This is a genomic window from Actinomyces oris (assembly GCF_001937445.1).
GTDB lineage: Bacteria > Actinomycetota > Actinomycetes > Actinomycetales > Actinomycetaceae > Actinomyces > Actinomyces acetigenes.
On record NZ_MSKS01000021.1, the window covers coordinates 815 to 12,942 of the forward strand.

Genomic DNA, 12,128 nt, shown 5'->3' on the forward strand with positions numbered 1-12,128 from the left:
GTGTCTTCCCGGCCCGCCCCGCAGGCGCGCTGCGCTCGACGGCGTCAGTGCTGCTTGATGGTGACCTTGTCGACCGCCAGGGTGACGGTCTGCGGTCCGGCCGAACTGGACATGTAGGTGGTCAGCCCCACGGTTCCGGCCTCGTTGAGGGTCTTGTCGTTGTCGACGGCCTCGATCCCCCACTCGGCGGGCTCGGTGTCTCCTGCCCAGAGCTTGGTCTGGATGGTGGTCGACTCCGCGCCGTCAACCACCATGCGCAGGTGGAGCGGCTGACCGGCTGTGTAGGGCTGTTTCATCACGTAGGAGCCCAGGGAGGTCTCCTTGCCCTTGACCACGCGCGAGACCGTGACCACCGGGTTACCGGCGCCGCCGATGCGAACCGTGGCCTGGTACTGACCGGCCTTGGTCGTGCGGGCGGCGTAGGAGATGAAGGCACCGTTACCGGCGGGCACCGCGTCCAGGGAGAAGTCCACGACGGCGTCGGTGGAGGTCGACTTGATCGGGTCGGAGATGATGGAGGCCGAGGAGCGCGGACCGGCCATGGCGATCCGGCCGCTGGTGCCGTCGACGGAGAAGGCCGCGGCGTTCCAGGTGGTCTTCCACTCACCGCCGGCCTGGGCCTTGCCCCAGCCGCCGTTGACGCTGCGCTCGAAGGAGTCGTCCAGCAGGGCCTTGCCCTCGGGCTGCTTGCCCTTGTCCTTGCCGGCGTTGTCCTTACCGTTGTCCTTACCCTTGCCATCGCCCTTGTCCGGCTCGACCTGCTTGCCGGTGGCCGCGGTGTAGTGCTCGGCGATCTGCCGCGGCGACAGCGGTGTGCTGTAGACGGCGGCCTCGTCGATGTCGGCCTGGATGTTGGTGTTGGAGGGCTGGCCGTTGACACCGCTGAGGGCGTCTCCACCGATGCGCCAGTAACCGGAGTAGCTCTGCCCCGCTGTCATGGCGGCGTCGAAGGCGGCGAGGTTGCCGTCCACGTAGAGCATGGCGCCGGCGGTCGGGCTCATGGAGGCCACGATGTGGTGCCACTGCCCGTCGTTGTAGCTCTTAGGAGTGGTGATGGTGGTCAGCTTGCCCGGGTAGAGCATGAAGCTGAGCGTGCCGTCATTGCGCATGTACACCATGCGGTCACGGTTCCACGACTGGTTGGCCGCGGAGGAGCCGTAGCCCATGATCTCCCCGCCCGAGGTCGAGGTCGTGCGGACCCACGCCTCCATGGAGAAGGCGGTGGGCGCCTGGGAGGCGACGCGTGTCGCGGCGTGCGACTTGTTCGTGGCGTCCGAGGTCAGGCCGAGCGAGGCCCCCGATCCCAGGACGGACTTGGCTCCGCGTGTGTAGGCCTTGCCGCGGATCGTCAGGTTGCGCTGGGCCACGAAGTCCTCGGCCTTGTCGCCGCTGGTCTCGTCGAAGGACCAGTAGTGGGCGGCGCCGTCGGCCAGGACGCGGGCGCCGTACTTGCTCAGGCCCTGGCCCTCAGCGGCTTTGACCGTCACCCAGTCCGAGACCGTGGAGGCCCCCCACTGGTCGGTCACCTGGACCCGGTAGCGGTGCGTGCTTCCGGGCTCGACGACGTCGGTGGCACTGAGGTCGGGGCGCTCCCAGAAGCCGGCGGTCGCCGTCTGGCTGGTGACCGGCTGGCCGTCCATGGAGTCGCGGTAGACGTTGTAGGTCAGGGTCTTGTCGTCCCGGTCCCAGTTGGCCTTGAAGGACAGGGAGACGACGCCTGCACGCGGCGAGGTGCCGGAGACCTTGAAGGCACCGCCCTTGTCCATGGGCCCCTGCTTGTTCGGGGCGATGTCACGGCGGGCGAAGCGCACCAGTCCTTGCTGGGCTGTGCCGTTGACGGCCAGGAACTCACCGCCGTAGACGACGTACTTGTCGTTGCCCTCGACGGTCCAGGTCGCCTGGATGGCGCCGGAGATCTTGCCCGGCGTGAAGTCGGGGTAGAAGTTGAGGTTCGTGGTGGCGTTCTGGCCGGCGTAGTTCTTGTAGCCCCAGGCGTGGTTCTCCTCCACCGTTCCAGTGGCGGCGTTCGTGTAGGCCACTGCGTTGTGGTAGTGGTACGAGACGTCCGGGAAGCCACCGATGTTGGAGCAGTCGTGGGAGTGGCTGGCGGCGTAGATGACGTCACCGGCGGGGAGGACGTCGTAGGAGTCGCCGTGGCAGTCGGCCATGTAGTCGATGTCCCCGGTGACCCAGTTCAGGCGCATGACGCCTTCGAAGGTGCCGAGCCGGGAGTAGCTCGCCGCGTACAGGCCCTGCTCATCAGCCTTGACGCTCATGACGGAGGCCTCAGCGCCGGCGCCGTGGACCACGCTGGAGGCGTTGTTCTTGCGCAGGGTGCCGTCCTTCTCGAAGATGGCGATCCCGTGACCGGGCTTGTCACTGCCCCCGACAGACTCGAAGGCCCCACCGATGGCCACTGCCGAGCCGTCAACGGCCTCGACGATGCTGCGCACGTAGTAGTTGTCGATCTTCGGCGCGAAGCTCGTCAGCTGCTGATTGCTCAGGTTGAGCGCGGCGACGCGCTGGCGGGCCGAGGAGTTGATCTGGGTGAAGGCTCCGCCGATGTACAGGGTCTGCCCGTTGGGCGAGACGCTCAGGGCCTTGACGCTGCCGTTGGCCGAGGCGCCCAGCGGAGCGCGCTGGCCATCGGAGGCCCGGACCGCTCCGACACGCCAGGCGGTCTGGTTGTCCAGCGTCGTGAACTCCCCGCCCAGGTAGAGGGTCTGGCCGTCGGCGGAGGCGGCAATGGCGTTGATGGTGCCATTGGTGGTGGGCGCCCAGTCGAGGATCTCACCGGTGTTGATGTTGTAGGCCATCGCGTTGCCGCGCGGCGACTCATTCTGGCCGGCAGGCGATCCTGCCGGCCTGACCGCGGAGAACTTCCCGACGGCGTAGACGATGTCCCCGACCACGACCTGGTCCCAGACAATGCCATTGATCTGGGCGGTGGGCAGGGCATCGGCGGAGACGGTGTTGGGAGTACCGGCAGCGCCGGCGGGGGTGGGCGCAGGGTCCGCGGCGGCAGGGGAGGCCGGAGCGAGCGTGACGGCACCGATGGAAACGAGAGCCGCGGCCAGCAGGCCGCTCAGGAATCGGCGGGGGAGCTTCACAGGTATTCCATTCAGAACATACTCAGATCACGGACACGCAACCTTACGAATGGCTGGTATTCCGCGCCCGACACGGGTCGACGGGCGGGCTCATCGTACACCGTCAACAACCTGCCCGCCCCCGTTTTGGTGCACACCACAGAGCAGGACAATTCCGCCACACACCGACCCTTCGTTCAAATCCCGCCATACTCCCGTCGTTTCAAGGAGTCCGCAGCACCCATAAGCCTCCACGATTGGAAACACCCTCTATATAGACACAACTCAGGTTGCTTTCAGTGTCGATTCACCTCATGTCACGACGAAGCAACGGTCACGGCCTCCAACGGGGCCCCCAAGCGGATCATCCAGCACGCCAAGGCGCCGTCCGACGCTCACTTTCATGAGCAACGGACGGCGCCTTGATACAGACACACGGAAGGGTGGTCAACACCCTCGGAGGACTCGTCCTGGGTCAGCCTGCGGACCCCCGGAAGGTGGCGGCTCCGTGGTCCGCACCCAGATCGACAACGACCTTGATATTTCCTCGCCCCTCCGCCGGGATGACGAAGGCTCGATTCACAGTCACCGTCTCACCGGCTGCGAGCTTGGCCGGCACCGCATCCGAGGCCGAGACGATCTCGGAGGCGGGGGTACCAGCGCCCTCGCCGTAGTTGACGGTGGTGGACAGCACGCTGGCCAGCGGCAGCTCCTGGCTGGACCTGTTCGTCACCGTCACTGGGATCAGGACACCAGCACCTCCCACCTCGCCGGGACCGCTGGCGAAGTCCTTCGCCTGCATCTGCCCCAGGGAGATCACCAGATCCCCATCAACACGGACGGACTTGTCCAGGCCCACCTCGGGGTACTCATCCTTCGACAGATCCCCGGTCTCAACGGCCTTGGGGTCGATCGAGGAGGCATCCGGGGTGGAGACGTCACCCGAGGGAGATGCCGGCGCCGTCGTCGGTTTCGCGGTCTGGACCGTCGGTGTGGCGACGTTCGAGGGGGCGGCCTGAGCAAAGGCCGAGCCACTGGCAGAGGCCGGGGCGGAGGGACTGGCAGTGCTCTGGGACTTTCCGCCTCCACAGGCGGCCAGTCCCAGACCCAGTACCAGGACGGCGGGGAGGATCAGCATTCGAGTTCGTGACACGTGCCGAAGCGTACGACCTCCGCGACGCCCTGCACCGTCCTCAGCGATCACTGAGTTCGGGAGCACACCGCCACCGGACATAGAACCGGCGGATTCAGGGGATACGCCGCGAAGGTCCGCAGACCCGACGGCTCTCATGGCCGTCATCATCACTCATCATCCTGATCGTCCCAGTTGTCCCAGCCGCCCTGGTTGTCCCAGCCATCCTGGTCGCCCCAGTCGTCATGCTTCTTCTTGTTCTTCTTATCCTTCTTGTCCTTGTTCTTCTTGTCCTTGCCGTTCTTGTCCTTGCCGTTGTTGTCCTTGCCGTTGTTGTCGTTGCCCCCTTGACCGTTGGCATCGCCTCCGCTCGCGGAGAAGCGCACGAGCCCCTGCTGGTGGATACCGTTGACCGCGACGAACTCACCGCCATAGACGATGTACTGGCCGTTGCCCTCAACGGTCCAGACGGCCTGGTTCAGTCCGCTGTAGCTACCATTGGCAAAACCGGGCAGGAAGCCGTTGTACTGAGTGGGCGCAGGCTGCCCCTCGAAGTCGGTGTAGCCCCAGACCTTGTTGCGCTGCACGGTTCCGGTGGCCGTGCTGGAGAAGCCGACGGCGTGGTGATACTTGCCGTTCTCCTCCCCGTCAGCGAAGCCGCCGATGTTGCTGCAGTCGTGGGTGTGGCTGGCGATGTAGATGACGTCATTGGTGGGCAGCACGTCATAGGTGTCGCCGTGACAGTCGGCCATGAGGTCGATGTCCCCGGTGGTCCAGCTGGCCCGGAACATCCCCTCAAAGGCGCCTTCCTGAGAGTAGGCAACGGCGTAGAGCCCCCGGGAGTCGGACTTCACACTCATGATCCCGGAGTCCCTCCCTGCGTTGCGGACAACGCCGGCGATATTGGTGTGACGCAGGGACCCGTCCTTCTCCAGAACAGCGAGACCGTACGCATCGGAGGACCCTCCCACCGAGGTGAAGGAACCACCGATCGCCACAGCGGAGTTGTCAGCCGCCACCGTGATGGAGCGCACCATGTAGTTATCAACCTGCGGGGCGAAGCCGGTCACCCGGTGCGTCTTCAGATCCACAGCGCCGGCGCGCAGACGCGACGAGGAGTTGAGCTGGGTGAAGGAGCCCGCGAGGTACAGGGTCGAGCCGTCGGGGGAGAGCTCCAGGTCCATGACCGCCCCGTTGGCCGACGCCCCCAGCGGCTTGCGCTTGCCAGTGGCGTCCACCGCCGCCACCCGATAGACCGTCTCATCATTGACGGAGGTGAAGTTGCCACCGAGGTAGATGGTGGAGCCGTCAGCCGAGGCCGTGACCGAGCTGATCTTGCCGTTGACCTTGGGCGCCCAGTCAAGCAGCGCGCCGGTCGTGATGTCGAAGGCCATGGCGTTGTAGCGAGGGGACTCGTTCTCGCCGTCGGCCGCACCGAAGGGGCGGGCATTGTTGAACTCTCCGACGACGTAGACGATATTGCCCACGACCGCCTGGTCCCAGACGATGCCGTCGATCTGGGGGGTGGGCAGAACCTGCGGGGAGGCGAGAGTGACCTGCCCCTGGGCAGCAGCAGCCGGGGGCGTGACAACAGTTGGGGCGACGAGCGCACCAAGGGCAAGGGGGAGGGCGGTCAGAACCGCCCCCACACTGGAGACAGCGCGGAAAGGATGCACGAGTGCTCCGTTCTTAAGACGTGAGGGAACGTGGGTAAGTGGCGCGGTATGACGGGATGGCCCTGCCTCAGCAAGACCGGCGCCGGTCACGAGAGTATTACAGCGATAACGCTTTGATAACGACTCCAGGGGCCTTTACTCCAGCTCCTGTTGTGCAATCAATCACTTCTCAAGCGAGAAGGCGCCCCCCATCCACTTTTCTCACAGATAGACTCTCATTAACTGCCGCGGGGTTCCACACCCGATTCTTAGCTGGAATACTCAGCCCCTGCCCAGGTGGTGTGGACCAGTCGGACACGATCCCCCCACCATAGTTCCGGCACGTCACCAGGGCGGCGCCCCGCCCCCGTACTCCAAGGTGCCGGAGGTGTTGACGTGACGACTCGTTCGGTGTGTATCGGCGGCGCCTGCCTCTAGACTGCTGACCGGGTGTACCAGGCGAGCGTGGCACCACGAGTCCGTAGGCGCTCCGCAGGAACCCGCGACCTCAAGGGCGTGAGCCCAGTCCCTCGTCTCATCACCATCATCATCACCGTCATCACCGTCTCCCCATCACCCTCGTCGATGATCCTCCGCCCTTGCCGTGACCGGCAGTCGCATCGAGGGGGATCATTGGTTCCCATCCCTGAGCGGCCCCGCCGCCCTTCGAAAGGACTCCGTTGACTGCTGTGAACCCGGACAGGCTCCGTATCGCCATGATCGGGACGCGAGGCGTCCCTGCCCGCTACGGAGGTTTCGAGACCGCCATCGAGGAGGTCGGCCGGCGGCTGGCCGACCGCGGTCATCAGGTCCTCGTCTACTGCCGCAACCCTGAGCCGGACACCCCGCTTCCCAACACCTACCTGGGAATGCGGCTGGTCGAGCTGCCCTCGGTGAAGAACCGCAGCCTGGAGACCCTGTCCCACACGGCCCTGTCAGTGGCCCATCTGCTGCGCCGCACCCACCCGGACGTGGCCTTCGTCTTCAACGCCGCGAACTCCCCCTTCCTGCCGGCCCTGCGCGCCGCACGCATTCCGGTGGCCACGCATGTCGACGGCCTGGAGTGGCGCCGCGGCAAGTGGGGCCCTACCGGCAAGCGCTACTACCGCGCCGCTGAGGCCCTGGCCGTGCGCTACTCCGACGCGCTCATCGCCGACGCCCAAGGCATCGCCGACTACTACACCGAGGACTTCAACGCCCCCACCGACCTTCTCGCCTACGGGGCGCCCCGCGTCTGCGCCGACACCTCGCGCCTGGCCGACCTGGACCTGACGCCCAAGGGTTTCCACCTGGTGGTGGCCCGCTTCGAGGTGGAGAACCACGTCGACGTCATCGTGGAGGGCTACGTGCGCTCCGGGGCCGCTCTGCCGCTGGTCGTCGTCGGCTCGGCCCCCTACGCCGACGACTACACCGCCCGTATCGAGTCCCTGGCCGACGGCCGAGTCCGCCTGCTCGGCGGCCTGTGGGACCAGGATCTGCTCGACGCCCTCTACTCCGGCGCCCTGGTCTACTACCACGGCCACTCCGTGGGCGGGACGAACCCCTCTCTTCTGCGCGCCATCGGCGCCGGGGCCGCGGTGGACGCCTTCGACGTCTCCTTCAACCGCGAGGTCCTGGGCGAGGCCGGCCGCTACTGGACCACGCCCGACGAGGTGGCCGCCCTGGTCGTCTCCGCCGAGTCCGACGTCGAGGCCCAGACCGCGCGTGGCGAGGAGTCCCGCAAGCGAGCGGCCCTCTACGACTGGGACGAGGTGGCCTCCGGCTACGAGGCCCTGGCCCGGCGCCTGGCGCTCGAGGGCCCCGTCCGTCGTCGCCCCTCCGGACGCCGCACCGGGAAGGCGGGCTGGTGAGCCGGGGCGGGGCGGGAAGCGCCCGCACCGGTGCCGCCCGGATTCTTGTGGCCCACCCCTCCCCCGACCTGTACGGCTCGGACTGGCAGCTGGTGGAGACCATTCACGGACTCATCGAGACCGGCCACGAGGTCCTCGTGGCCCTGCCCCAGGACGGCCCCCTGGTGGCGGTGCTGCGCGACGCCGGCGCCCGCGTGGCCGTCATGCCCTTCACGGTCCTGCGCAAGGCCCTGCTGAGCCCCACCGGTCTGGCGAGGCTGTCCGCCCAGGCCGCCCCGGAGGTCGCCCGCCTGCGGTCGGTCATCCGCGCCAGCCGCGCCGAGGTGGTCCTCACCAACACGGTAACGATCCCCTGGTGGCCGGTGGCCGCGAGCGCGGCCGGCGTCCCGGTGCTGGCCCATGTGCACGAGGCCGAGGACACCCAGCGTCGGATCATCCGCGCCGGGCTCAACGCCCCGCTGCTGGCGGCGTCCCGGATTGTGGCGAACTCCGGGGCGGCCCGCGACGCGCTGCTGGACGCCCAGCCGCGACTGGCCTCGCGCACGGAGGTGGTCCACAACGGGGTCGCCGGACCGGACCGGCCCCTGGAGCCCCTGCGCTCCAGGCAGCCCGGGGACTCCTTCAGGATCGCCATGGTGGGGCGCCTGTCCCCGCGCAAGGGCGTGGACGTGGCTCTCGGCGCCGTCGGGCTGCTGCGCCGATCGGGGGTGGACGCCTCCCTGAGCGTGTGCGGCTCGGTCTTCCCCGGCTACGAGTGGTACGAGGCCGAGCTGCGTGAGCGCGCCGATCAGGAGGACCTGGAGGGGCACGTCGAGCTGTTGGGGTACGTGCACCCCACCTGGCCGGTGCTGGAGGCCGCCGACGCCGTCGTCGTGCCCTCCCGGGCCGAGCCCTTCGGGAACACGGCGGTCGAGGCGATGCACGCGGCCCGGCCGCTGGTGGCCTCCCGGGTCCAGGGCCTGGCCGAGGTCGTCACCGACTCGGTGACCGGCCTGCTCGTGCCCGCCGACGACGCGCAGGCCCTGGCCGACGCCCTCGGTTCCCTGGCGGCCGACCCGGCCCTGGCGGCCCGGCTCGCCGCCCAGGGTGAGCGCGAGGCCGCCGAGCGCTTCTCCGTGGCCGGGTACCGCGCCACGATGACTCGAATCGTCGACGAGCTCCTCAAGCGCTGAGGCCCCACCTCCGCGGTCTCCGAGGTTCTGCCGAGACCGACAAAATTCGCGTAGCCCTACGGTTTTTCTGTAGGGCTACGCGAAAAACGCCCGGCTCGGTGGGGCGTCAGCGCTGGGCGGGGCGCAGCGGGTCCTCGGCCAGCCCCAGGGAGAGGCTGAACTCGCCTTCGAGCGGCTGGTCGGGCCGCTCGAAGGGGACGACGCCGTCGCACAGGAAGACGGCCATCTCCACAAAGCTGGAGAAGGAGGCCCCGATGAGGTGCTGGGAGCTGGCCAGCAGGTAGAGGTCGACCAGGCCGGAGCGCACGCCCTTGACGGTGTTGTAGCCGCCCTTGTCGGTCAGGAAGACGCAGCCGTCGAACTCCCCGGCCAGCTGCTTCTGAGCCTCAGGGGTGTCGCAGGACAGGAAGAAGGGCACGTCGGGGTGGTCGGCGCGGATCTGGCGCATCCGGTTGGCGAACCACTCCACCGGTGAGGACTCGATGGTCTTGGCGTGGGAGACCGCATGGGTGCGCACCTGGATGCCGACGTAGGGGCGTCCCCGCAGGTGAGCGTCGTAGAGGGAGCGGACCTCGTCGGCGATCTCGTCAACGGGGGTGAGCTCGCGCAGCCGCTCGGTCCAGGGACGCGGCCCGGCGGGTCCGGCCCCCTCCCCGGCGCTCCCCCGCCAGGCGGGGTCCTCCCAGGTGACGGGCAGGCCGTGGGAGTGGATCTGCCACAGGTGGCGGCGACGCAGGTCGGCGGTGATCCGGACGCCCTTGGGCCGGCGGTACCGGGCCAGGGGGAGGAGAGCCCGGGAGGTCAGGCGCGATACGGGGCTGCCCCCTTCGAAGTGCCACAGCTCATCCATCCTGGGGCCGAAGTACTCATCGGTGCTCCACACGTAGTAGAGGTCGCGATCCTCGACTCGGGCGAGCTCCTGGGCGGACAGCAGCGCGCGCACGCGGTTGCCCAGTCCGTCCTTGCGTCCCGTATAGACCAGTAGCGCCTTGCGGCCGGTGAGCAGAGCCATAAGATTCCTTAACAGACGTTTGAGGGAGAAGCGATTGGAGATCTCGCGAGGGGCTACTGGAGGTCGTTGCGCAGGTCGCGGTACCACTTGGGCAGGGCCAGGGACACGTAGCCCGCGTAGCCCAGGAGCATGATGCCGTACACCCACAGGAAGACCGTGGGGGCGAAGCGGGTCATGAGCACGAAGCACATGAGCCCGTAGTCCGTGGGAGCCGACAGGACCGACTTGAGGACGCCGGGGCGGGACTCGTCCTTGGCCAGGGGTGTCCCACCGTGATAACGCAGCTGATACGTCAGAATGTAACTGAAGAAGTGAATATTTTGAACCGCCCCGAAAGCGAGCGGAATAAGCAGGACCGGGGCCGGTAATTCTGCAAAACGGAATAGTGAGATCGCGATGGCTCCGTGAATTGTCGAGAGCTTAATAACGTCTGCGACGTGGTCGAGCCACTCACCGGCTTTTGATCCGCCGTTGCGCAATCTCGCCAGCTGCCCGTCAGCGGCGTCGAGGGCGTAGCCGAACATGAGCAGCAGGGCGGTCGCCACGGCGGACACGACTGTAGGACGCCACAGGGCGATGAGGGCGATGCCACTGTAGGTGCACAGTGCCGACAGGACCGTCACCTGGTCCGGGGTCGCGCCCAGCCGGTGGGCGACCGCGGCCAGGACCCGCCCCGCGGGGCGGTTGATGATGCGGGAGTAGAGGGGGGCACCGGCCTTGGACTTCTGAGCCCGGGACAGGGCTCTGATGTTCTCGGCGATGGTGGGGGAACCAGCAGGGGAGCTCATGAGGCCTCTCCTTGAGTGGGGTCCGGGGAACCGGACCGGGTGTTGGACAGATGAGGAACGGCGAGATCAGGGAGTCGGGGGACATCGGGCAGCGGCCGGGCGTCGGGCCACGGCGTCGGCTCCCGGGCTCCGCGAGCCGGCTCCGCACCGGCGGCCGACGAGGAGGGGATCACCGCTGCGCCAGCTCTCGACGACGCCTGGCCACGTCCCGGCGAACCCACCAGACATACGGGAGGATCTGGCACAGGACCACCGAGATCACCGAGCCCAGGATAGGCCCGGCGGCGTCGAAGGGCCCAATGAGGACCCAGGAGATGGCGAGGTTCATCGGCACCAGGATGAGCACCGGGATGACCTGGAACTGCAGGCCGCGCGGGTCGGTCATGTACATGCCCAGCGGCTGCTTGCCGGCCTCGACGGCGACATAGGCGGCGAAGGCCCACACGAGCACGGTTGGGAGGACGATCTTGCCGTGGGACATGACTCGGGCGGCCCAGGGGGTGATGGCGACGAGGGCCAGAGCCAGGAGGAAGCCGCCCCCGCTGAAGGCGATGGCCGGCTTGAAGGGGCTCTCGATGCGCTTGTCGGCCCGGGCCCTGGCGAACATGGGCCACATGGCGACGCCGGCGGCCATGACGGTCTGGGTGAGCATGTTGAACAGGTTGTTGGCCAGGTTGTACTCGGCCAGGGCCTGGGACTGGCCCAGGTGGGACAGGAGGAGGCGGTCGGTCTGGAAGGCGATCGGGATGGCCAGGGACTGCAGCAGCTGGGGTCCCGCGGTGTTGACGATACGCACGCCGCGCACGCTGCGCAGCCGCGGCACGTCTCTCAGGGCGCCCTTGAACAGGGGGCGGGTGGCGCGCCAGGCGACGACGATGCAGATGACCGACACCAGGGCGTTGGCGATGTAGGAGTAGATGGACACGGCGTTGCCGCGCCCCAGTCCGGTGACAATGGCCAGCAGCAGGAAGCAGGACATGGCCGGGGAGACGACCCCCTGACTGATGACCTGGGTGGTTGAGCGCCCCAGGCCGATGATGACCCGCTGACCCACGGACAGCGGCAGGGCCGCGGCGTAGATGATGAGGCAGACGGTGGCGGTGAGCCCGCCGCCCTCCATGAGCTTGCTCCCCAGCAGCCAGGGCCAGGCGCCCAGCAGCAGGATGACGACGCCGACGGTGCTGATGACCAGGGCGGAGCCGAGCAGCACGCGGACGGCGGTGGTGATCGTGCGCCGTACGGTCGAGTCGTGGGCCGGGTCGCTCGAGCTCGCCACCGTGTTGAGGATGACCGCGCCGATGCCCAGGTCGGTGAAGGGCATGAGGGTGGGGAAGGTGGCCAGCAGGCCGTACTGGGCGAAGGCGTCGGCCCCGAAGTGCCTGATGATGAGACTGGTGTTGACCAGCCCGAAGATGCCGGACACCCCCATG

Annotated in this window: 8 protein-coding genes; 2 read left to right on the plus strand and 6 right to left on the minus strand. The window is 67.8% G+C overall.

Annotation, left to right across the window (positions count from 1 at the left end; all coding sequences use genetic code 11):
- Positions 1-44 precede the first annotated feature (44 nt).
- From BKH20_RS06955 to BKH20_RS06965, 3 genes are all read right to left on the minus strand, one after another.
- Positions 45-3,110: a LamG domain-containing protein gene (locus tag BKH20_RS06955; protein ID WP_075390459.1), complete on the minus strand. Its 3,066-nt coding sequence runs from the start codon at positions 3,108-3,110 to the stop codon at positions 45-47.
- Positions 3,111-3,564: 454 nt separating this feature from the next.
- Positions 3,565-4,242 (minus strand): hypothetical protein, encoded by a 678-nt coding sequence (locus BKH20_RS06960; RefSeq protein WP_256693068.1) that lies wholly within the window; start codon positions 4,240-4,242, stop codon positions 3,565-3,567.
- A 149-nt stretch (positions 4,243-4,391) separates the two neighbouring features.
- A complete protein-coding gene (locus BKH20_RS06965; protein WP_075390461.1) occupies positions 4,392-5,897 on the minus strand; it encodes a hypothetical protein in 1,506 nt (501 codons plus the stop codon).
- Positions 5,898-6,592: 695 nt separating this feature from the next.
- Here BKH20_RS06965 and BKH20_RS06970 point away from each other — a divergent pair.
- A complete protein-coding gene (locus BKH20_RS06970; protein ID WP_075390478.1) occupies positions 6,593-7,726 on the plus strand; it encodes a DUF1972 domain-containing protein in 1,134 nt (377 codons plus the stop codon).
- Complete coding sequence (locus BKH20_RS06975) at positions 7,723-8,898, plus strand: glycosyltransferase family 4 protein (protein ID WP_075390462.1); 1,176 nt, start codon at positions 7,723-7,725, stop codon at positions 8,896-8,898. The genes BKH20_RS06970 and BKH20_RS06975 overlap by 4 nt, the downstream gene beginning before the upstream one ends.
- A gap of 106 nt (positions 8,899-9,004) precedes the next feature.
- Here BKH20_RS06975 and BKH20_RS06980 read toward each other — a convergent pair whose 3' ends face one another.
- The 3 genes from BKH20_RS06980 to BKH20_RS06990 form a co-directional block, all read right to left on the minus strand.
- Positions 9,005-9,910, minus strand: coding sequence for a NodZ family protein (locus tag BKH20_RS06980; protein ID WP_075390463.1), 906 nt, complete (start codon positions 9,908-9,910; stop codon positions 9,005-9,007).
- A gap of 53 nt (positions 9,911-9,963) precedes the next feature.
- Positions 9,964-10,698, minus strand: coding sequence for a CDP-alcohol phosphatidyltransferase family protein (locus tag BKH20_RS06985; RefSeq protein WP_075390464.1), 735 nt, complete (start codon positions 10,696-10,698; stop codon positions 9,964-9,966).
- A gap of 169 nt (positions 10,699-10,867) precedes the next feature.
- Entirely contained in the window at positions 10,868-12,127 is a 1,260-nt protein-coding gene (locus BKH20_RS06990) for an oligosaccharide flippase family protein (RefSeq protein WP_075390479.1), read from the minus strand.
- Between the last annotated feature and the right edge of the window lies 1 nt (position 12,128).